This window comes from Caulobacter segnis ATCC 21756 (assembly GCF_000092285.1).
GTDB lineage: Bacteria > Pseudomonadota > Alphaproteobacteria > Caulobacterales > Caulobacteraceae > Caulobacter > Caulobacter segnis.
On record NC_014100.1, the window covers coordinates 3,363,871 to 3,385,100 of the forward strand.

Here is a 21,230-nt window from a genome sequence, read left to right on the forward strand (position 1 = left end):
GCTCAAAGCGACTTTGGGCTCAAGCGTGAACGCGTCTGGACCTCAGGAGACCAAAACCACCAACGAGTCCGGTCATCACGATCATCCCCGCCAACAGCATCCCCGGCCAGCGTCCCTCGCCTGAAGCCGGCTGGAACGCCGGCGCACGGTCGAAGTCGGCGCGCTCGAATGGCTTGTCCCTGAAAAGGAAGGGATAGTAGAAGCCCCGCAGCTGGCCATGGAACGAGCGGATACGGTCCTGATAGGCGATCTGGGCCGCCGGATCGGTGGCCGCTAGGCGGTGAAGCGCCAGCTGCGCCCCGACGCCAGGCGCCATCATACCCAGCCGCTCGCTCCAGGCGGCTCGCTCCAGCACCCCGTCGTGATAGCGGTGGGACAGGTCGCCGGCCGCCTCGTCGCCGACCTGATGGAAGGCGAAGTACCATTTCCAATGGAACGCCTCGGTCAGCGGCGCGGTGTCCTTCCACTCCGGATGGCCGCGGAAGAAGGCGTCCATGGTCTCGGACTTTGGGATGTCCCAGGCCCGGTGAACGGCGGTGCGCTGCGTCACCCCAAGCTCCATGCCCTGGCGCAGCGGGATGGCGCTGTTGATCGCCACATGGCCGATGGCCGGGACGATGAGGGTCAGGGTCATCCAGGCGGCCGCCAGGGACATGGCGTTGGCCAGCGAGCCGCGAACGGCTCGCGCCACGACCAGGCACAGCACTATCCAGAAAGCGAGATAGGCCGCCACCACGACCAGGACGGCGGCGACCTTCCAGGCCGCCGTTCCGGCGATGGCCGCGCCGATCAGGAAAGGAACGCTTAGGGCCAGGAACAGGGCCGCCGCGCGAACGGCGACGCGGGCGCCCCAGAAGCCGAACGTCGAGCCGACGGAAGCCTCCAAGGCGCGCAGCCGCCCAGCCTCGCGTTCGCCCGAGCGCAAGTCGTGGAACAGCAGGATCACGAACAACGGCGCCAGATAGACCAGCACGAAGGCGAAGTCGAAGCGCCCCGGCAAGGCGGCTTCCGGATTGCCGATCTCGCCCTCGTAGAGCTGCGCCTCCAGGCCCAGCGCCCTCACGCGCAGGACATAGGGCGAGACGTCGCGCGTCCCGATCGCCGCGAACGCCAGGTCCGACGGCGGATCCCAGGTGGCGTGGAAGGTGTAGTAGGCGGCGTCGCCCGGATCGCGCCCCTTGGACGCCCAGGCGGCGATCGCGGCGACATCGGCCTTCTGTTGCGGCCCGATGCGGGCGATGGTCGCCTCCTGCCGCGCGACCTCGACCAGGCCCGCGCCGACGGCCACGGCGGTCAGCAGGAACAGGCAGGCGATCGCCAGGACCGCCGAGCGCAGGGTCAGCAGAAAGCGCGCTTCGCGAAGTACACCGTTCATGCGGCGCTCCTGTTTAGACGGCGGCCAGCGCGGGCCATGAACAGCGCTCCGGCCGCGAGCCAGAGCAGCAGGGCGAGCAGCGCCGGCAGGGCGCGGCCCATGACGTCGGCCTCCGACGGCCGCGCGGGGTCGAAACGCGGCATGTTCCGCCAGTGATCCGCCGAGATCCGGCTCCGCGCCTCGGCGGCGGAGTCGTTGCTCTTGGCCGCGTCGTCCGCGGCCGTCACGGCCGTGGCCTGCAGGCGATTGAGCCGCTGGACGAGGTCGTAGCGGTAGGCCTCGGCCTGCTCCAGGAAGCGGCGATAGGCGAAGAGGTCGGTCTCGGCCAGGGTCATCGACAGGCGCCGGATGGCCACCGTCGGGCTGATCACCGCCAAGGCGTCCATCACGCGGCCTTGCGTCTCCATGGCCGCGAAGGCCTGGTTGGAATAGCGGTTGAACAGACCCGAGGTCAGCTTCTCGCCCTCCACCGCGAGCAGGCCGCGATAGTTGACCGGCAGATCCTCGACGCGGGCGACGCCGTACGCCTGAAGGGTCTTGCGCTTGAAGGCCGCGAAATAGGGATCGTTCGGATTGTGGCTGTCGCCCATGGCGCGCAGGTCGCGCTGGACGGCGATATCGGTCTCGACCCGGGTCGGAAGCGGCGCCAGGGCCGCGGCGATCTCGGGCGCGACGCGGGGCGCCAGCACCACGGTGACCGTCCAGGCCCCGACCAGGGCGATCAAGGCCGAGCGGCTTCGACGCGCGACGGCCGAGACGCCGACGATCAGCACCGTCCAGAACGCGAGATAGGCGACATAACCGCCGGCGCTCAGGACGACGGCCGACAGCCGCGCGCCGCCGCTGGCGCCCAGCCAAAACAGCAGGGCGAAGGCCGGCGCCGAGATGATCAAGGCGGCCACGCCAAGCGCCAGTCCCTTGCCGGCCACCAGCGCGCCGCCGGACACGCCCGCCAGCAGCGACTGCCGCAGCGTGCCGCGCTCGCGCTCTCCGGCCACCATGCCCGCGCCGATGAAGACCAGCAGCAACGGCGCGATCACTTGCAGCACCAGCGCCGGGGACAACTGTCCGAACCGCACGAGGAGGGACGATTGGCGCGCGTCGCCGAAATTGGCGCTGTTTTGCCGGTGCCCCTCCAGGAAGATCATGTTGCCGGTATAGGCCTCGACGCCCGGATCCATCGCCGCCAGACCGCTGGCGGGCCTGACCGCGAAGTGACCGAAGTGCACCACGCGATGGGGGTGGCGGTTGGGCTGGGCCTCGAAATCCCTGTCGGCCGAGTGTTGCAGCCGCTCGCGAAGCGCGGCCTGGTCGGCCTGATACGCCTTGGACGTCAGGGCGGCGGCGAAGGTCAGCAAGGCGACCAGGATCAGCCCCGTGAGCGCCACGCGGCTGCGAACGAGGTGGCGCAGGTCATTGCCCGCCACCGAAAGGATCACGCTCATGCCGCCCGCGCCCTCGCGAAGCGGTCATGCAGGGCGCGCAGGTCAAAGCGGTCGGCCCCCTCGGCCGCCATTTCGTCGCTGATGCGGCCCTTTTCCAGGAAGCCGACGCGATCGGCGATATCGGCGACGCCGATCAGGTCGTGGGTGACGATCAGGATCGCCGCGCCCTCTCCGCGCAGGCGCGAGACCAGGGCGTTGAAGTCCGCGGTCGCGCCGGGATCGAGACCCGAGGTCGGCTCGTCCAACAGCAGGACGGAGGCGCGGCGCAGCAACGCCAGGGCGATGGCCGTCTTCTGCCGCATGCCCTTGGAGAAGCCGGACACGGGTCGGCCCCAGGCCTCCTCAGCCAAGCCCACGGCGCGGAAAGCCGCTTCCATCTCTCCCGGCTCTGGACGCAGCCGCGCCAGACGCAGGAAGTAGTCGACGTTCTCGCGGGCGCTCAGGTGGTCATAGAGCGCGACGTTCTCGGGGATATAGGCGATCGCGCGGCGGACAACGGCCGGCTCCGCCGAGGGATCGAGGCCGACCACGCGCACGCGCCCGGCGCTGGGCGTCACGAAGCCGAGGATCGCCTGCAAGGTGGTGGACTTGCCTGCCCCATTGCCGCCCAGAAGGCCATAGACCTCGCCGGCGCCCACCTCGAGCGAGAGATGATCGATCACCTGACGTTCTCCATACCGGACCACTAGGCCCTCGATCTGGATCGCCTTGCCTTCACGCTTTGTCGTCACGCCACCCTCTTCAACAGCTCGCGGCGCCTCGTCCGCGATCAAGTAATGTTATATCGTAACAATTACCTTGACCGCTAAGCAACCCCTCGCCTATCGACCGGCCCGTTAAGACCGCCGTTCTCCAGCGAGACCCCAAGCATGACCTCTAAGGCCCTTCTGTTCGCCCTGTGCGCGGGCGCTTCCCAGTTCGCCTTCGGCGACATGGCCGCCGCGCAAACGAGAGACGACGAGGTCGAGGGCGTGGTGATCACCGGCTCGCGGGAGGCCAGCGCCAGCATCAACGGGATCGTCATCGATCCGCTTCGCCTGCCCCAGAGCGTCCGGGTGCTGGACGAGACCCTGATCGCCGACATGGGTATCACCAACCTGTCCGACATCTTCGACCTGGCCGGCGGCATGGCGCGCCAGAACAGCTTCGGCGGCGCCTGGGACGCCTACGCCATCCGGGGCTTCTCGGGCGACATCAATCAAGGTCCCGACCTGCTGGTGAACCGCTTCACCGCCAACCGCGGCTTCAACGCCCGCCGCGATGTCGCCACCGTGGAGCGCTTCCAGGTCCTCAAGGGTCCGGCCTCGGCGCTCTCGGGCAAGGGCGAACCGGGCGGCTCGATCAACATCGTCACCAAGGCTCCGCGGGAAACCGCCCACGCCTCGGGCGAGCTGTCGTACGGCAGCTTCGACACCAAGCGGGTGGTCGGCGACGCGGGCGGGCCGCTGGGGCATGGCGTCTCGGCGCGGATGATCACCGTCTATCAGGACACGGACGGCTGGCGGGACTACGTGGGCAGCGACCGCCTGTTGCTGGCCCCGTCGCTGGCCTGGAAGCCGTCCGACGACTTGCGGTTCCTCTACCAGCTGGAGGCCAACACCGTGCACTTCGTGCATGACCGCGGCCTGGTCGCGGTCGCTGGCGACGGCAAGGCCTTGCCCCGCGAGCGATTCCTGGGCGAGCCGAACGACGGCGACATCACCCAGAAGACGCTCCAGCACCAGCTGAGCGCCACCTACAACTTCAGCCCCAGCGTCGCGATCGAGGCCGGCGCGCAGTATCGCGACGGTTCGTTCAGGGGTCAGTCCACCCACAACAGCGCCCTGGTCGGAACGCAGCTCCGCCGCCAGCTGCGGATCCACGACTATAGCTGGAGCGATCTGTCGGGCCGGGTCGAAGTCAGCTTCGACGGCCGTCTGGGCGGGCTGGAGCATCAGTTCCGCGCCGGCGCCGACGCCTTCTCCTACGAACAAAAGCGCGTCTTCCACCGCTTCAGCCCCACGGCCGCGTCGCCCTACGCGATCGACATCTTCAAGCCCGTCTACGGCCAGGCCAAGCCGGTCGCGACGCTGAACCAGAACCTGCTGGAGGAACTGAGCGGCGAGAGCCTCTACGCTCAGGATCTGGTGACCCTGAACAGCCAGTTCACGCTGCTGGTCGGCCTGCGCCAGGACTGGGTCCGGCAAACCAACACCAACTACCGCAACGGCGTGGTCACCCGGCAGTCGCCGTCACAGGCCTCGCCGCGCGCGGCCCTGACCTGGGCGCCCAGCGAGAGCGTCTCGGCCTATGTCAGCTGGGGACGCTCGTTCCGTTACAACCAGGGCGCGGACGCGGCCGGCGGCGCGTTTCCGCCCGAGAAGGGCGAGGCCTGGGAAGCGGGCGTGAAGTGGGACGCGTCGGGCCGCCTGACCGGCACGGCCTCGCTGTTCCGCATCGACAAGGAGAACATCCTGGTCAACGACCCGGCCAACAGCGGCTTCTTCATTCCCGTCGGCGGGGCCCGCAGCCAGGGCGTCGAAGTCGAGGCCAACCTCCGCCTTCCCATGGGGATCACGGCCACCGCCGTCTACGCCTATACCGACACCGAGGTCACCCGCGACACCCGCGCCAACATGCTGGGCAGCCATCTCAGCAACATCCCCCTGCACTCCGGCGCGCTCTACGCGAACTGGCGCTCGCGCGGCGAGGAACCGGGCTCGGTCACGCTGGGCGGCGGCGTGGTCTATACCGGCGAACGGACCGGCGACGACGCCAATACCGGCTTCAAGCTTCCGGACTACATGACCGCGCGGGCCAACCTGGCCTACCAGGTCTCGAAGACCGTCTCGCTTCATCTCGATGTCGAGAACCTGTTCGACACCTACTATCTGGAAAGCTCCTATAGCGACGTCTGGATCACCCCCGGCGCCCCGCGCACCGTGACGGGCAAATTGCGGATGAGCTTTTAGTCATCCGGACCTGCTCCAAGTCCGTCCATCGCCACGGCGCCAGGATTCCCCGGCCGTGCGGTCCGGTGGGAAGGCGTTATAGCCATCGCCCAAAAGCGGAGCTTTCGAAGCTCCGAGATGAGTCATGAGCCGCTAGCATGACCGTCAATGCAGCCCGGATGCGTCAAGCCTCAGGCTTGTAGCTCAACGGCGACGGACCGCTGGTCGGCAATCTGCTTGCCAGTTACTTGCCAGAAACGAACCGAAATGGGCCGAACGAGACGGCGAGAATCCAACCGAAACGCCTTTTTCTATCTGGATTTCAGCTAGATTTACGATCGTTCACACCGAGGGGGTCACAGGTTCAATCCCTGTCGCATCCACCATTTCCCAATCTCACTTCGAATTCGCCTGACGCGCTGACGCGCTGACGCGTGCGAGATCCGTCGCGGTCCATCCGATCGCGCCGCGGACGCGTATCCCAGTCCTGGGCGCGCACGGTGCGCGCCCGCGCGACGGGACAGGCGGCATGGCGGGCGCGGAAATGGTCGGCGAGCATCGGTCTCAGGCAAAGCTGATGACATGGCTTGGCGCCTTGGGGCTGATCCCCTTCCTGGCGCCGCCGGCGCTTCGGATCGACGGGTTCGAGCCGATGCTGTCCTGGAGCAGCCTGCAGATCGTCTACGCCGCCGCCATCTTGTCCTTCCTGGGCGGCGTCCGCGCCGCGCAGGCCGTGTTCAGCAACGACTGTCCGCCCGGGACGCTGGTGTCGGCCATGGCGCCCCCGCTGGCCGGTTGGGCGCTCGCCGCGATCGGCGTCATGGGCCAGAGCCAACCGAACCTGGCGGCCAACGCCCTGCTGGGCATGGCCGCCGCCCTGGCCGCGCAAGGCGTGTGGGATGTCATGTCCGGCGCCCTTCCCGAATGGTACCGACAGCTCCGCCTGCCCCTGACGGCCATGGCCTGTATGGGCCTGGTCATCGGCGCGGCCGTGGCGGGCGGCTGAGATGGCGCTCGGCGAAGAGCCCCGCCACCGCCTCGCGGTCGTGATCGGCGCGGGCGGCGGCCTCGGTCGCGCCCTCGTGGAGGAACTGCGCGGCGAACCTGGCTGGGCCAAGGTGGTGGGCGTCGGACGTCGGCGCCCTGACGACTGGCCCGAGGATTCCCGCCTGCCCTTCCTGGTCGCCGACCTGCTGGACGAGGCCGCTCTGGCGGATCTGGCGGCGGCGATCTCCACGCTCGGCGCGCCCGGGCTCGTCCTGATCGCCACGGGCCTCCTGCACGCGCCCGGCGTCGTGCCCGAAAAGGCGATGAAGGGGGTGACGGCCGCCAACCTCACGCGCCTGTTCGAGGTCAATGCGGTGCTGCCGGCTCTGGTCTGCAAGCATCTGGCGCCGCTGTTGCCCCGCGATGAACGGAGCGTGCTGGCGGCCCTGTCGGCCCGGGTGGGCAGCATCGGCGACAATCGCCTGGGCGGCTGGCATGCCTATCGCGCCAGCAAGGCGGCGCTGAACATGCTGATCCGCTGCCAGGCCATCGAGCTGTCGCGCGAGCGCCCGCTGGCCATCTGCGCGGCCCTGCACCCGGGCACGGTCGACACGCCGCTGAGCGCCCCGTTCGCCCGCGCCAGCCGCGCGGTGGAGACGCCGCGCGCGGCGGCGGCCAAGCTCCTCAAGGTCCTCCACCAGTTGGAGGCGGCCGACAGCGGCGGCTTCTTCGACTACGACAGCGCCCCCGTGCCCTGGTGACCTCTCCCGAAACGACGCCTCAGTAGCCGTCCGCGCTGCGCGCGCCGCGCACGATCTGCTACCGCTGCGACGTTCACTTGAGGAGCGGACCATGCGGGTCGCGATGTTCTCGGCCAAGGCCTACGATCGGAAGTTCTTCGACGCCGCCAACAGCGCGTTCGAGCATCGGATCGACTATTTCGAGGCCCGGCTCGACGCCTCCTCCGCGCTGCTGGCGGCCGGCTATCCGGCCGTGTGCGTGTTCGTCAACGATCGGCTGGACGCGACGACGCTCGAAGCCCTGGCGACCGGCGGCACGCGGACCGTGGCGCTACGCTGCGCCGGCTTCAACAATGTCGACCTGGCGGCGGCCGAGCGGCTGGGCGTCACGGTGGTGCGCGTGCCGGCCTATTCGCCCGAGGCGGTGGCCGAGTTCACGCTGGGCCTGCTGCTGGCTTTGGATCGCAACATCCCGCGCGCCTACGCCCGGGTGCGCGAGAACAACTTCGCCCTCGACGGACTGATCGGCCGGAACCTGGCCGGACGCACGGCCGGCGTCGTCGGGACGGGCCGCATCGGGGCGCTTGTGGCGCGGATGCTGCGCCTGGGCTTCGGCTGCGAGGTCCTGGCCAGCGATGTCGTGCAGGATCCGGCGCTGGTCGAAGCCGGCGTCCGCTATGTGCCGGTCAGGACGCTGCTGCGCGAGGCCGAGGTCATCTCGCTGCATTGTCCATTGACGCCGGAGACCCGGCACCTGATCGACGACGCGGCCATCGCCGCGGCCAAGCCGGGCGTACTGATCGTCAACACGAGCCGCGGCGCGCTGATCGACACGACCGCCCTGATCGCGGGCCTGAAGTCACGACAGGTCGGCGGCGTCGCGCTGGACGTCTACGAGCAGGAAGCCGATCTCTTCTTCGAGGACCTGTCGAACGAGATCATCCAGGACGACCTCTTCCAGCGCCTGCTGACCTTCCCGAACGTGCTGGTGACCGGCCACCAGGCCTTCCTGACGGAAGAGGCCCTCACCGCGATCGCCGAGACGACCTTGGGCAATCTCGCCGATGTCGAAGCCGGGCGGCCGTCGACGCATACCGTGTCGGCCAGCGCCGTCCGTTCAGGCCACTAGGCCGCCCAGAGCGGGGCCTACTCGGCCTTTTGCAGCGACGTGCGCAGCCGGGCGGCGACGTCGCCCAGCGTAATCGCGTTCAAGGCGTCGTTGACCTCGAGACGGCCGGTGTGATGGCTCTCATGCAGGACGCGACCGGTGAAGTCGGTGATGGCGGTGATATGCTGAGCCAGCATGTCGACCATGTGCAGCTCGTGCATCACCGCCAAGCGGTGTTCGGCCGGCACGACCTCGAGGATCTTGCCCAGCGCAACGTCCAGATGCCCGCACGCCACCGCAGCGATCGACATCTCCGCCGAGATCGCTTCCAGCACCGTCTCAACGCCCACCGGCGCCAAATTCTCAGACATCCGAAACCCCCTGTTCTAAAGGCCGCAAAACAGCACACGCTCACCGCGAGGGGCAAGACCCGGACGTATGCGGCCAATGATCGCGCCAGAGCGAGGTCATCGGCCGTCAACAACGTCAGATCGAAACGAAATGCAATCGCCGATCGCGACCTGAACGGCGGTGATCTAGACCTCGACTAAGAATAGCTGAGGCCTCAAGCCGCCTGCCGCATGCCCCAGGGGTGGGCCGGATAGAACTGGCTCATCATGCGACCGACATAGGCGACCAGCCGCGGATAGCCTTCGGCCTCCCGCCGCAGGGGCGAGTCGAAGAAAGGCGTCATGATCGCCGCCAGCATGGCGAAGGCGACGGCGTCGACGCCGACGGGGTGGGTGTCGCGCATCAGGTAGGTCTTGTCCTCGAGCAGTTCGTCCAGCGAACGCAGCGACAGACCGCCCAGCCAGACGACCTCCTCGCGCAGGTGCCGCCCGACCCCGACAGCCCGGATATTGGCCGCCACCGCCTCCAGCAGGCCCTGGCGAAGGCCTTCGCGCAGGTGCTCGGGCGCCTGGTCGAACCAGCGCGCCGGGCCCTTGGCGAAGTTGGCCGGCTCCAGGAAGCGGAAATAGCTGGAGATCCAGCCCAGATGGTTCTCGATCATCCGCTCGATGGCCCAGGCCTGCGCCCGCTCCTTGCCGGTCAGGCCGGCGTCGAGGTCGACGCTGTACTTCTGCTCGATGTGGGCGCGGATGAAGGTCGAGTCGCCAATGGCCTGGGCGGCGTCCTCGATCCAAGGCAGTTGCCCCTTGGGCGCGGTCTCGCGACTGCCGACGGTCTTGCGGTAGTCGAGGCCGGCCATCATCAGCTGCACCTCGGTCTTGGTCACATAGGGGCTGATCTCGGGCAAACCGAACCCGGCTCCGGTGGCGAACAGCGTGATCATGGTCCCTCTCCGATCTCGAATGTCGTGAAGACCACTTGCTACCGCCACCCTACTGCCAGCATGCTGTCAGTAGCGATCGCTGATATTCGAAGCCATGAGACGCGCCGAACGCCTTTTCCAGATCATCCAGATCCTGCGCCGCAGCCGCGCGCCGGTGACGGCCGACGCCATCGCCGCCGAGCTCGAGACCTCAAAGCGCAGTGTCTATCGCGACATCGCCGCCTTGGTCGGTCAGCGGGCGCCGATCCGCGGCGAAGCCGGCGTGGGCTATGTGCTGGAGGCGGGCTTCGACATGCCGCCGCTGATGCTGACGCCCGACGAGATCGAGGCGGCGGTGCTGGGCGCGCAATGGGTGGCCGGACGCGGCGACCCCGTGCTGGCCAAGGCGGCCAAGGACCTGATCAGCAAGATCGCCTCGGCCGTGCCCGACCGCCTTCGACCCTATGTGCTGGAGCCGGCCACCGGCGCCGCGCCGGCCTGGAAGCCGCAGACCGACCGCATCGACGTCGCCCAGGTCCGCGCCTGGATCCACGCCGGCCGCAAGATCAGGCTCGACTACAGCGACGAGGCCGGGGCGGTCAGCAATCGCGTGATCTGGCCGGTCACGGTCGGTTATCGCGAGACGATCCGGATGATCATCGCCTGGTGCGAACTGCGCGAGGCGTTCCGGACCTTCCGCACCGACCGCGTGGTCGGCGCCGAGTTCCTGGACGAGCGCCACGGCAAGCGACCGGCGGTGCTGCGCGCCGAGTGGCTCAAGTTCCGCGACGCCGAGATCGCCGCCTGGGACGCCCGGCAAAAGGAGGCCTGCTGACGCCTTAGATCCCGTGTCGCTTGGCGAAGGCCTCGAAGAGGCCGGGCCAGGCGGCGACCGGCTTGTCCGGGGTGAAGCGCAGGCCAAAGCCGTGGCCGCCCTCTTCGAAGACGTGCAGCTCGGCCGGGACAGCCTTGGCCTTCAATGCGGTGAACATGGTCAGCGCATTGGCCACCGGGACGGTCTTATCGTCGGCTGCGTGCAGCAGGAACACCGGCGAGAGCCCTTCGCGCACCTGCTTGTCCGGGGACAGGACGGCCTCGCGATCGGGCGAGGCGTCGCGGGTCAGCAACTGCTTGCGCGAGCCGCCGTGGGCGATCGACAGGTCCAGGCTGATGACCGGATAGATCAGGGCCGAGAGGTTCGGCTTGGCGGGCAGCTGGTCGACCGCGTCGACCGGCGCATAGGTGTCCGCGTCGAACCGCACCGTCAGATTGGCGGCGAGGTGGCCGCCTGCCGAGAAGCCCATGATGGCGATACGGTCTGGCGAGAAACCCATGGCCGAGGCCTTCGAGCGGACCAGGCGGATCGCCCGCTGGGCGTCCTGCAGCGGCGCGTCGCCGCCCGCCGCCCAGCCGTCGCCCGGCATGCGGTAGAACAGGACGAAGCAGGTGTAGCCGCTCGCGTTCAGGCGGCGGGCGGTCTCATAGCCTTCCTTGTCCAGAACGACCCGCTCGTAGCCGCCGCCCGGGATCAGCATGACCGCCGCGCCGTTTGGCTTCTTGGGCCGGAAGACCGCCAGGGTCGGCTTGCGTGTGTGGACCTGGGCGCGGTCGCGCGGGCCGCCGGGCGTGGTGCGGTCGATGATCTGCTCTTCGACCGTGACGCCCTCCCCGCCCGGGGCGCCGTTCGGCCAGAGGGTGATGATCTCGGTGGGGTCGGCGGGCGCCGACTTGGAAGGCTCCGCGGCTTCCGCCCTTCGCGCCGCCACGGACCCCAGGACGCCAGTGACAAAGGCCGCAAGGGCGCCGCGACGGTTCAGCATGGGATCGAAGCCTTCTGACGGGATGTTGTGAGCGGGACCCTAAATCGGCTTCGGTCGATTTGGAAACCGGTTTCCGTAACGCCTAGACTTCAGCGAAACGCAGGTGGTGCAGCACGATCCCGCTGGTGGTGGCCACGTTCAGGGAGTCGAACCCCTTGGCCATCGGAACGCCGACGGTTCGCGCTCTCGCCATGACGTCCGGCGACAAGCCCGGTCCCTCAGCGCCCAGCAACACGGCGGTGCGCGGCGCCGGCTTCAGTCGCGCCAGGACCTCGGACGCCGAAGGGCTGAGCGCGAGGGCTTCGAAGCCGGTGTTGGCGAGCAGGTCGGCGATGTCCTCGCCGCGCCCTAGTCGCGCGGTCGGCACGGAGAGCGCCGCGCCGACCGAGACGCGGATCGCCTTGCGATACAGCGGGTCGCAGCAGTCAGCGTCCAGGATCACCGCGTCGGCGCCGAAGGCGGCGGCGTTGCGGTAGATACCGCCGATGTTGTCGTGGTTGGCGATCCCGCACAGCACCAGCACCACCGCTCGCGCGGGCAAGCCGGCCAGCAGAGCGTTGGCCGCGACCGGCTGGGGCTTTCGTCCGACCGCCAGCACGCCGCGATGCAGATGGAAGCCGGCGATGGAGTCCAGCACGGCCTGGTCGGCGAAATGGACCGGGACATCCTCCGGCAAGCTCGCGAAGACGTCCTCCAGCTTGTCGCGCCGCTTGGGGTCGATCAGCAGCGAGACGACACGTTCCAGCGCATCGCGCACGAACGCCCGCAGCACCGTCTCGCCCTCGGCGATGAACAGCCCCTCGCGCCCGACGAGGTCGCGCTCCTTGATCGCGCGGAACGGGGCGACGGCGGGATCGTCCGGATCGGTGACAACGCGAAATTGGGGCAAGACGGTCTCTAGTTAAGGGTCAGCGCACCCCTCGTATCGGCAGGATCGCCAGACCGCCAGCCAGAGCCAGTCCCGCCGCCATCAGGAAGAAGACCTGATAGTTCATTTGTGTGGGCCCCAGCGCCCAGACGGCCAGGCCCGGCGCCAAGGCCTGGGGCAAGGTGTTGGCCAGGTTGATGACGCCCAGGTCCTTGCCCGCGTCGCGCTGAGACGGCAGCACCTGGGTCACCAGGGCGATGTCGACCGCATAGAAGCAGCCCGCGCCGCATCCGAGCACGAGATAGGTCACCAACAACAACGGCCAACTGGGCGACAGCGAGAAGACGGCCATGGTCGCGGCGATGGCCAGCGCCGCCCCGAAGGCGAACAGCTTGCGGCGCTGCAGCCGGTCCGACAACACGCCGCCCAGCATGGCGAGGGCGACGTTCGAGACCGTGGAGACCGTCGTCAGGATCGCCAACCCCTCCTCCGCCCGGCGTCCCGGGAACAGGCGGGGATAGTCCAGCACGTCCTGCAGGAAGTAGAGCATGTAGTTCTGGGTCAGGCACAGGGCGACCAGCACCATGAACCGCCCCGCCCACGCGAAGGCGAAGTCCGGATGCTTGCGCGGGTTCACCCACAGCCCAGACAGGAACGCGCCCAGACGAAACGGCGGTACGCTGCTCTTGGGCAAGGGAGGGTCGCGCAGGCTGATCACCAGCGGCAAAAGCCCGATCAGCAGCGCGGCCGAGATCGCCGCATAGCGCTGCCCCTCCACAACCAGGACCCCGCCGATCAGCACCGCGCCGGCGGCGGTCCCCAGCGGGTTGCCCAGGCTCTGGAACGCGGCCACCAGCCCCTTCTGGCCGTCGGGCACGCGGTCGGGCATCACCGCCACCAAGGCCGAGAAGCACAGATTGAAGGTCAGCTGGAAGAGGATCACCCCGCCGATCAGGGCCATCGGCGTCGTCGCCCGCATGATCGCCAGATAGGCCAAGGACGCGCCGATCGCGCCGACCACGATCCACGGCCGCCGACGTCCGAAGCGCGATGTCGTCCTGTCGCTGATCGCGCCGGCCAGTAGGTTGGCGATGCTGGCGACGATCGCGCCGTAGAAGGCGACCTGGCTCAGGACCACCGCCTTGCCGGCCGGATCGATCGCCTGGGCCTTCAGCGGCAACAGCACCTGAAGCAGCGGCTGAAACGACACGAACGCCCCGATCTGCGCCAGGGTGTAGGCGGCGATAAAACCCGCGCGCACCGGCTCCTTGGGCCGCGCCCGATCCTCTGGCCGCATATCATCTCCCCCAGGACGTGCGATCGGCTTCGCTCGCCCCTAGTTCTTGAACGACCCCTAGGGGTCCGCGCGGTCTGCGCCGCGTCTGGCCGCACAGTGGCCGCGCCCGCCTTGCCGCACAAGGGCCACCATGTTGTCGTCCAGAGGTTTTCATCTGCGCGGCGTAGGCTCTAGGCTAAGCGGATTGGCGTGAGTCTCACGAGGGGGCGTGACGGACTATGGCTTCGGTGACGATCTACGACGTCGCCGCGCGGGCGGGCGTCTCGATCAAGACCGTCTCGCGGGTGATGAACAAGGAGCCGAACGTCCGGCCCGCCATGCGCGACCGTGTCCTGCAAGCAGCCGGCGAACTCGGCTACAGCCCGAACCTGTCGGCGCGCAGCCTGGCCGGCTCGCGCTCGTTCGTGATCGCCGTGTTCGTCGACGCCGCCCTGACCATCGACCATTGGCGCAGCGAGCGCGGGGCCGACTATCTGAGCCGCATCCAGCTGGGCGCCACGCTGGAGTGCCGCGAGGCCGGCTACCACCTGCTCATCGAACTGATCGACCATGAAGGCCCGCAGGTCCGGCAGGAAGTCGCCGCGCTGCTCGCGGCCCTGAAGCCCGACGGCGTGATCCTGACGCCGCCCTCGTCGGACAACGCCGTGGTGCTGGAGCTGCTCGACAAGGCCGGCACGCCCCATGTGCGCGTCGGCCCCGAACGCGCCGAGGGTCTCGGGCCCCGCGTCCACATGGACGACGTCGCCGCCGCCCGCGAAATGACCGAGCACCTGATCGGCCTGGGCCACCGGCGCATCGGCTTCATCATCGGAGAGCCTCGCTACGGCGCCAGCCAGGCGCGGCGCGAGGGCTATCTGGCGGCGATGGCGGCGCACGACCTGCCGGTGTCGGACGGATGGGTTCGCCAGGGCGACTTCACCTTCCAATCGGGCATGGCGGAGGCCAAGGCGCTGCTGGCCCTGCCCGACCGGCCGACCGCGATCTTCGCCAGCAATGACGACATGGCCCTGGGCTGCGTCGCCGCGATCGCCGAGGCCGGCCTGATGACCCCCGGCGACGTGTCGGTGGCCGGCTTCGACGACAGTCCCAGCGCCCGCTTCAGCCGCCCGCAGCTGACCACGGTGCGTCAGCCGGTGGCGGAGATGTCGTCCGTCGCGGCCAAGCTGTTGATCACCAGAGCCAAGACCAACGAGCCGGCGGATCGGCCTCAGGACCTCCTGCTGCCGTTCGAGCTGATCCATCGGGCCTCGACCGCGCCGCCGCCGCGCTGACGACGGCGCGAAAGGGGCGCGAAAGGATGGACTAGCGCCCTGGACGCGCGAAGGCCGCGATGCGGGCGTGAGCGGAGTGGACCGCGTTGTCGCTCGAGGCTTGCTGGCCCGCGGGTCCGCCGGACGTCCGGCCAACCTCGCCGCCGAGGCGGAAGGCGCCCACGTGCTTGGAAAGATCTGACGCCTCGGCGCAGAGCGCGTGAGTCGCCTGGGTCGACTGCGCGACCATGGACGCGTTGCGCTGGGTGACTTGATCCAGCTGGTTCACGGCGGAATTGACCTGCCCCAGGGCTTCGGCCTGGTCGCTGGCGGAGGCCGCGATCGCGGTGACCATCGCCCCGATGCCGCCGACCTTCTCGACGATACCCCGCAGCGCCTCGCCGGTCTGGCCGACCAGTTCGACCCCCTCGCCCACCTGGCGGCTCGACTCGGTGATCAGCGACTTGATCTCCTTGGCCGCGTCGGCGGAGCGCTGGGCCAAGGCCCGCACTTCCTGCGCGACGACGGCGAAGCCCTTGCCCGCGTCGCCCGCCCGGGCCGCCTCGACGCCCGCGTTCAGCGCCAGCAGGTTGGTCTGGAAGGCGATCTCGTCGATCACGCCCAGGATCTGGTTCACCTGCTGGGACTGAGCCTCGATCTTGGTCATGGCCTCGGCCGCGCGGCTGACAACCTCGCCCGAGCGTCGCGCCTCGGCGCTGGCCTGTTCGACTTGAGACGAAACATCGCGCGCGTTCTGGGCCGTCTTGCCCACGGCGGTGGTCAGCTCCTCGACCGCGGCGGCCGTCTGCTCCAGCGTCGCCGCCTGTCGTTCGGTGCGCTCGGAAAGGTCCTCGGCGCCCCTGGCGATCTGTTCCGCGCCGGCGAAGATGCCGCCGGCCGAGCGCTCGACCGCGTGCATGGCCGCGTCCAGCGATCCCACGGCCTTCTCGAAGTCGGCCCTAAGCCCCTGAAACTCCGGCGAGAGGCTGCCCTCGACCTGTGTCGAGAGATCCCCCTCCGCCAAGCGTGACAAGGCCACGCCCAAGGCCTTGACCGCCTCGGCCTGGCGACGCTGGCCTGCCTCGCGCTCGGCCTCGAGCGCCTGGCGCTGCTCGTCCATGAAGGCGATGTAGCTGGAAATGGCCAGGTCCATGTCCAGGAAGATCGCCTTGACCATGGCCGAAAGGCCGTCGGCCAGTTCCTGGTCGGACTTGGCCCCGTTGAACAGGCCCTTGGCGCGCTTGGAGATCACCGCGCGGATCAGTTCCTCGGCGACCACCGCGTAGCCGCCGATGTACCAGCGCGGCTCCAGTTCGGCGCGAACGTGGGCGCGACCGATGCGCTCGACGTCGCTGACGTAGCTGTCGCCATAGTCCGCTCGGGCGATACGCCCCCAGTGCGCCGCCTGGGCGCGCTCGGCGGCGGCGATATGGGCCTCGTCGCGGAATTTGCCGCGCGTCTCCGGAAAGGCGCGGACCTGATCGTAGAACTGTCCGAGCGCGGTTCCGATCTCCGCCTCGATGACCGGTTGGACGCCGCGCAGGGCCGAACGGGCCCGGTCGTCGAACCGCATGAAGGCCATCCGCTGATCCAGCTTCGCGTCCGCGCCCATGCCGTTACTCCGAACTCTACCTTTTTTGATTGGTTCGTTGGTGAGCCGAATGTCTTAACCGAAGTTAAATCCGGGGGCCGAACCCAGCGCCCTTTCGCCCACTTTTCCCGCCGCCGCCGCTTTCCCTGTCACGCACCGGAGAAACAAGCTGCGCTTTGGCGCGTTTTGCACTTGTCAGGTCCATGGCGGGGCTTGGATATAACCGAGAGAACACCCTCAAGGACCTCATGGCGCTTCCTGCGGACTTCACCTTGGCCGAACAGGATGGCCGCCCGACGGCGGTGCTGTCGGGGGACTGGACCGCCCGCGGGCTGTTCGACGCCGGCTTGCGCCTGGCCGAGGCCCTGGACGGGGTCGATAACCCGACCTTCGACCTGACGGGCGTCAACCGCTGCGACACCGCCGGCGCCTACGCGATCCTGCGCGCCGCCGACGAGCGCCTGAAGCCGGAAGACGTCAAGGCCCGCCACGGCGTCGTTCGCCTGCTGCAGCTGGTGGCCGCCGCCATCCAGGTGAAGTCCGAGCCTGCGGTGCGCCCCAGCGGCTTCCGGGCGTTGCTGGAACGGATCGGGCGGGGCGTCTTTGGCCTGTTTTCCGACGCGTTCAGCACCATGGCCTTCCTGGGCCATCTGCTCACCGCGGTCGGCCGCAGCATCGTCGATCCCCGGCGGATCCGCTGGGCGCCGATCGTCGCTCTGTGCGAACGCGCGGGCCTGGACGCCATGCCCATCGTGGCGACCACGACCTTCTTCATCGGCGCGGTGGTGGCCCTGCTGGGCGCCAACATGCTCACCGACTTCGGGGCCCAGGTCTATTCGGTCGAGCTGATCGGCATCTCGGTGATGCGCGAATTCAACATCCTCATCACGGCGATCCTGCTGGCCGGCCGGTCGGCCTCGAGCTTCGCGGCCGAGATCGGCTCGATGAAGATGAACCAGGAGATCGACGCCATGCAGGTCATGGGCGTGGATCCCTACGAGGCGCTGGTGCTGCCGAGGTTCGCCGCCCTGCTGCTGACCATCCCGATCCTGACCTTCGTGGCGACGATCGCCGGCCTGGCGGGCGGCATTCTCGTCGTCTGGATCGTGCTGGACCTGTCCCCGAACTTCTTCCTGCAGCGGATCGTCGACTATGTCGGCCCCACCCACTTCTGGATCGGCCTGTCGAAGGCCCCCGTCATGGCCGCGGTGATCGCGGCCATCGGTTGCCGCCAGGGCATGGAGGTCGGCCAGGACGTCGAAGCGCTTGGCCGCCGGGTCACCGCCGCGGTCGTCCACGCCATCTTCGCCATCATCCTGATCGATGCGGTGTTCGCCCTGATCTACATGGAGCTGGACATATGAACGGTCCTGCTTCCGCGCCCGCGCCGGCCGCTATCGAGACCCCGGACAGCGAGACCTTTCCGATCGAGGTGCGGGGGCTGGTGTCCCGCTTCGGCGACCATGTGGTCCACGACGGCCTCGACCTGAAGGTCGAGCGTGGCGAGGTCCTGGGCGTCGTCGGCGGCTCGGGCACCGGCAAATCGGTTCTGCTCAACACCATTATCGGCCTCAAGGCGCCCGACGGCGGTCATGTGCGCCTGTTCGGCGGCGACATGCGCACCGCTTCGCGCCGTCGCTGGTCCTCGATCGAACGCCGCTGGGGCGTGCTGTTCCAGCAGGGCGCCCTGTTCTCGAACCTGACGGTGCGCGAGAACGTGTCGGCCCCCCTGCACGAACACACCCGCCTGCCCCGCCGCGAGATCGACGAGATCGCCGACCTGAAGATCGCCATGGTGGGCCTGCCCGCCCATGCCGCGCTGCTGAAGCCGGCCGAGCTGTCCGGCGGCATGCGCAAGCGCGCCGGCCTGGCCCGCGCGCTGGCCATGGATCCCGAGCTGCTGTTCCTGGACGAGCCGACCGCCGGCCTCGACCCCATCAGCGCCGCGGCGTTCGACGAGTTGATCAAGGACCTGTCCGAAAGCCTGGACCTGACGGTGTTCATGATCACCCACGATCTGGACAGTCTCTACGCCATCACCGATCGCGTGGCCGTGCTGGCCGACAAGAAGGTGGTCGCCGTGGCGCCAGTTCACGAACTGGAGCGTTCGGATCATCCCTGGATCAAGAAGTACTTCCTGGGCCCGCGAGGACGCGCCGCCGCGTCCGCCGAGTCCCTGGCCGAGGCGAGGATCGACTGATGGAAAGAAACGCCAACTACGCGGTGGTCGGCGCGGTCACGCTGGCCCTTTTCATGGGGCTGATCGTCTTCGCCGTCTGGCTGGCGAAGATCAGCTTCAGCCGTGACTACGATCTCTATGACGTGCTGTTCGTCGGACCGGTCCGCGGCCTGTCGCAAGGCGGCGAGGCGCACTTCAACGGCATCAAGGTCGGCGAGGTCACGCGCATCGAGCTGGACAAGAGCGACCCCAACCGCGTGATCGCCCGCATCCGCGTCACTTCCGACGTGCCGATCAAGGTCGACAGCTACGCCACGCTGGAGCCGCAGGGCATCACGGGCGTCAACTACATCCAGATCACCGCCGGCTCGCCGAACAAGGAGCTCCTGAAGGACACCGTCAAGGGCGGCCGCGTGCCCGTCCTGCGCAGCCAGCGCAGCGCCCTGTCCGATCTGCTCGAGGGCGGCGGCACGGTCCTGACGCGCACGATCGAGGCGCTGGACCGCGTCAACCGCGTGCTCTCCGACAACAACATCAAGACCTTCAGCGCCGCGCTGAGCGACGTCCAGGCCGTCACCGCCGAGATGCGCGAGCGCAAGGAAGTGATCGCCGACGCCCAGAAGGCGCTGCAGAGCATCGATCAGACGGCGCAATCGATCACCCAACTGGCCAACAGCGCCGACGGGGTCGTCAACGGCGACGCCAAGCGCACCCTGAAGGAGCTGGGCGACGCCGCCGCCGAGCTGAAGGCCGCCGCCAAGGACGCGCGCGGCATGGTCGGCAAGCTTGAAGGCCCGACCAGCGACTTCGCGACCACCGGCCTGCCCCAGCTGTCGGCGGCCATCGTCACCCTGCAATCGGCCGCCGAGTCGCTGGACCGACTGGTCGGCGAGGTCGAACAGAACCCTCGCGGCGCGCTCAGCAAGGCGCCCGCCAAGGAAGTGGAGGTCAAACCATGAGCCCCGTCCGCAGCATCGCCCGCCTCACGGCCGTCGCGGCTCTCGCCATCGGCCTCTCGGCGTGCATCAGCGTCTTTCCCAAGACCAAGCCGGTGGGCCTCTATCGCTTTGGCGAGGCGGAGATCAGCGCGACCAAGGGACCGCCGGGCGCCATGTTCGGCGTGCTCAAGTCGCCTTCGACCTTCACCCGCGCAGCCGCCAGCGACCGCATCCTGACCAGCAACCAGGGACAGGTGGCCTATATCGCCGACGCGCGTTGGGTCTCGCCGGCCTTCGTGCTGTTCGAGGAGGCCGTCGCCCGCGCGTTCGAGAACGATCCCGGCCGCGCCCGTCTGATCGGTCGCGGCGAGGTGGCCAAGGCCGATCTCGTCCTGCGGCTGGAAGTGCGGACCTTCGAAACCGACTATGTCGACGGCCCCAAGGCCGCGCCGGAAGTCGTGGTGCGCGTGCGGGGCGTCCTGAACCGCAACTCCGACCGGGTGCTGGTCGGCGATCAGGTCTTCGAGGCGCGCGTGAAGGCGGCGGACAATCGCGTGTCGGCCATCGTGCCGGCCTACGACAAGGCCGTCGCGCAGGTTCTGGGTGAGGTCGTCGCCTGGACCAACGCCGCCGGCCCCGCGATCGCGAACTAGAGCGCGGCCAAGGACTCGGTCACGGGGCCGTAGCCCGCTTCGGGTGGAATACGGAGGACGTCTCCATCCACCCAGGGCTCGACCGTGACAAGCTCACGCGCCGCCGCGCGCCGGACGGCGTCGGACGGGTCCGCGCTCTCGGCCAGCAGCTGCAGGTTCATGCGTGTGGGGAAGATCACCTTGCGCGCCCCGGACGCCGCCAGCGCCAGAGCCTGCCGAGGGGCGATCCATTCGGCGTCCACCGCCTCGTGGCCATCGCAGATCGCCTGCTGCGCCAAGGGCGCGTGGGCGACATAGAACCAGGTGTCGAACCGCTTTGGCATCAGTTTCGGCGTGATCCAGCGGGCGAAGACCGTCAGCGCCGACAGGTCGAGGCTTAGGCCCAGATCAGCCACCACCTCGATGAACGGGACCTTGTCCTCGGCCACCGCCGCGCGGATGTCCTTGGCGGCTTCTCCAGCATAAAAGGCGCCGTCGCGATCACGGGCCAGCAGCACGCCGGCCTCCTCGTACGCCTCGCGCAGCGCGGCGATCCGCAAGGCCGCGTCGTCGCGCTCGACGGCGTCGAAACCCAGCGCGTGATCGCGCCAACGGGGATCGCTGTCGCCCTGATGGCTCTTGCCGCCGGGAAAGACGAGCGCTCCGGCCGCGAAGTCGATCTGATGGTGGCGCTTGACCATCAGCACTTCGAAATCCGGCGCGTCTCGAAGCAGCAGTATGGTCGCAGCCGCGCGGATCGCGCCTTCGGAAGAGTCGGACATGCCAGTAGTTTGGCG

20 protein-coding genes are annotated in these 21,230 nt (G+C 68.7%); 10 read left to right on the forward strand and 10 right to left on the reverse strand.

All coding sequences use genetic code 11. The features are described 5' to 3' along the window. Positions 1–19: 19 nt before the first annotated feature. From CSEG_RS15455 to CSEG_RS15465, 3 genes are read right to left on the reverse strand one after another with little or no spacing between them, the layout of a single operon-like run. Positions 20–1,375: a DUF3526 domain-containing protein gene (locus CSEG_RS15455; protein WP_013080171.1), complete on the reverse strand. Its 1,356-nt coding sequence runs from the start codon at positions 1,373–1,375 to the stop codon at positions 20–22. After that, positions 1,372–2,820 (reverse strand): ABC transporter permease, encoded by a 1,449-nt coding sequence (locus tag CSEG_RS15460; protein ID WP_013080172.1) that lies wholly within the window; start codon positions 2,818–2,820, stop codon positions 1,372–1,374. The genes CSEG_RS15455 and CSEG_RS15460 overlap by 4 nt, the downstream gene beginning before the upstream one ends. After that, a complete protein-coding gene (locus CSEG_RS15465) occupies positions 2,817–3,551 on the reverse strand; it encodes an ABC transporter ATP-binding protein (protein ID WP_013080173.1) in 735 nt (244 codons plus the stop codon). Before CSEG_RS15465 ends, CSEG_RS15460 begins: the two co-directional genes overlap by 4 nt. A gap of 138 nt (positions 3,552–3,689) precedes the next feature. Here CSEG_RS15465 and CSEG_RS15470 point away from each other — a divergent pair, with 138 nt between their 5' ends. From CSEG_RS15470 to CSEG_RS15485, 4 genes are all read left to right on the forward strand, one after another. Beyond that, positions 3,690–5,771 carry a TonB-dependent siderophore receptor gene (locus tag CSEG_RS15470; protein WP_013080174.1) on the forward strand — a complete coding sequence of 694 codons (2,082 nt, stop codon included), beginning with the start codon at positions 3,690–3,692 and terminating at the stop codon, positions 5,769–5,771. A 508-nt stretch (positions 5,772–6,279) separates the two neighbouring features. Continuing rightward, positions 6,280–6,756: a DUF3429 domain-containing protein gene (locus CSEG_RS15475; protein WP_013080175.1), complete on the forward strand. Its 477-nt coding sequence runs from the start codon at positions 6,280–6,282 to the stop codon at positions 6,754–6,756. A gap of 1 nt (position 6,757) precedes the next feature. Next, positions 6,758–7,498, forward strand: a complete 741-nt coding sequence (locus tag CSEG_RS15480; protein WP_013080176.1) for an SDR family NAD(P)-dependent oxidoreductase — start codon at positions 6,758–6,760, stop codon at positions 7,496–7,498. A 91-nt stretch (positions 7,499–7,589) separates the two neighbouring features. Then, a complete protein-coding gene (locus CSEG_RS15485) occupies positions 7,590–8,606 on the forward strand; it encodes a 2-hydroxyacid dehydrogenase (RefSeq protein ID WP_013080177.1) in 1,017 nt (338 codons plus the stop codon). A gap of 17 nt (positions 8,607–8,623) precedes the next feature. On the opposite strand, the gene CSEG_RS15490 is transcribed toward CSEG_RS15485, so the two are convergent. Together CSEG_RS15490 and CSEG_RS15495 are read right to left on the reverse strand one after the other, a co-directional pair. Continuing rightward, positions 8,624–8,956: a hypothetical protein gene (locus CSEG_RS15490; protein ID WP_013080178.1), complete on the reverse strand. Its 333-nt coding sequence runs from the start codon at positions 8,954–8,956 to the stop codon at positions 8,624–8,626. A 194-nt stretch (positions 8,957–9,150) separates the two neighbouring features. After that, positions 9,151–9,879, reverse strand: coding sequence for a glutathione S-transferase family protein (locus CSEG_RS15495; protein WP_013080179.1), 729 nt, complete (start codon positions 9,877–9,879; stop codon positions 9,151–9,153). 94 nt (positions 9,880–9,973) lie between these two features. Between CSEG_RS15495 and CSEG_RS15500 the strand changes: the two genes are divergently transcribed. Next, positions 9,974–10,693 carry a helix-turn-helix transcriptional regulator gene (locus CSEG_RS15500; protein WP_013080180.1) on the forward strand — a complete coding sequence of 240 codons (720 nt, stop codon included), beginning with the start codon at positions 9,974–9,976 and terminating at the stop codon, positions 10,691–10,693. Between the two features lie 4 nt (positions 10,694–10,697). Here the strand turns inward: CSEG_RS15500 and CSEG_RS15505 are convergent, their stop codons facing one another. From CSEG_RS15505 to CSEG_RS15515, 3 genes are all read right to left on the reverse strand, one after another. Then, on the reverse strand, positions 10,698–11,678 hold the full coding sequence (locus tag CSEG_RS15505) for an alpha/beta hydrolase (protein ID WP_013080181.1): 981 nt from the start codon (positions 11,676–11,678) through the stop codon (positions 10,698–10,700). Positions 11,679–11,760: 82 nt separating this feature from the next. Next, positions 11,761–12,567, reverse strand: coding sequence for a TrmH family RNA methyltransferase (locus CSEG_RS15510; RefSeq protein ID WP_013080182.1), 807 nt, complete (start codon positions 12,565–12,567; stop codon positions 11,761–11,763). 19 nt (positions 12,568–12,586) lie between these two features. After that, the gene (locus CSEG_RS15515) at positions 12,587–13,843 is read right to left on the reverse strand and encodes an MFS transporter (protein ID WP_013080183.1); all 1,257 of its coding nucleotides are present in this window, start codon (positions 13,841–13,843) and stop codon (positions 12,587–12,589) included. Between the two features lie 218 nt (positions 13,844–14,061). On the opposite strand from CSEG_RS15515, the gene CSEG_RS15520 reads away from it, so the two are divergent. Then, the gene (locus CSEG_RS15520) at positions 14,062–15,114 is read left to right on the forward strand and encodes a LacI family DNA-binding transcriptional regulator (protein ID WP_013080184.1); all 1,053 of its coding nucleotides are present in this window, start codon (positions 14,062–14,064) and stop codon (positions 15,112–15,114) included. Positions 15,115–15,145: 31 nt separating this feature from the next. Here CSEG_RS15520 and CSEG_RS15525 read toward each other — a convergent pair whose 3' ends face one another. Next, the gene (locus CSEG_RS15525; protein WP_013080185.1) at positions 15,146–16,705 is read right to left on the reverse strand and encodes a methyl-accepting chemotaxis protein; all 1,560 of its coding nucleotides are present in this window, start codon (positions 16,703–16,705) and stop codon (positions 15,146–15,148) included. A 227-nt stretch (positions 16,706–16,932) separates the two neighbouring features. Here CSEG_RS15525 and CSEG_RS15530 point away from each other — a divergent pair, with 227 nt between their 5' ends. Genes CSEG_RS15530 through CSEG_RS15545 form a run of 4 tightly spaced genes read left to right on the forward strand, consistent with a single transcriptional unit; the run spans position 16,933 to position 20,454 of the window. After that, positions 16,933–18,048, forward strand: a complete 1,116-nt coding sequence (locus CSEG_RS15530) for an ABC transporter permease (protein ID WP_041538335.1) — start codon at positions 16,933–16,935, stop codon at positions 18,046–18,048. Further along, entirely contained in the window at positions 18,045–18,884 is an 840-nt protein-coding gene (locus CSEG_RS15535) for an ABC transporter ATP-binding protein (protein WP_013080187.1), read from the forward strand. Before CSEG_RS15530 ends, CSEG_RS15535 begins: the two co-directional genes overlap by 4 nt. Continuing rightward, entirely contained in the window at positions 18,884–19,822 is a 939-nt protein-coding gene (locus CSEG_RS15540; protein WP_013080188.1) for an MlaD family protein, read from the forward strand. Before CSEG_RS15535 ends, CSEG_RS15540 begins: the two co-directional genes overlap by 1 nt. Continuing rightward, positions 19,819–20,454, forward strand: coding sequence for an ABC-type transport auxiliary lipoprotein family protein (locus tag CSEG_RS15545; RefSeq protein WP_013080189.1), 636 nt, complete (start codon positions 19,819–19,821; stop codon positions 20,452–20,454). Before CSEG_RS15540 ends, CSEG_RS15545 begins: the two co-directional genes overlap by 4 nt. On the opposite strand, the gene CSEG_RS15550 is transcribed toward CSEG_RS15545, so the two are convergent. Then, positions 20,451–21,215, reverse strand: a complete 765-nt coding sequence (locus CSEG_RS15550) for an NUDIX hydrolase (RefSeq protein ID WP_013080190.1) — start codon at positions 21,213–21,215, stop codon at positions 20,451–20,453. The genes CSEG_RS15545 and CSEG_RS15550 overlap by 4 nt on opposite strands. Positions 21,216–21,230 lie beyond the last annotated feature (15 nt).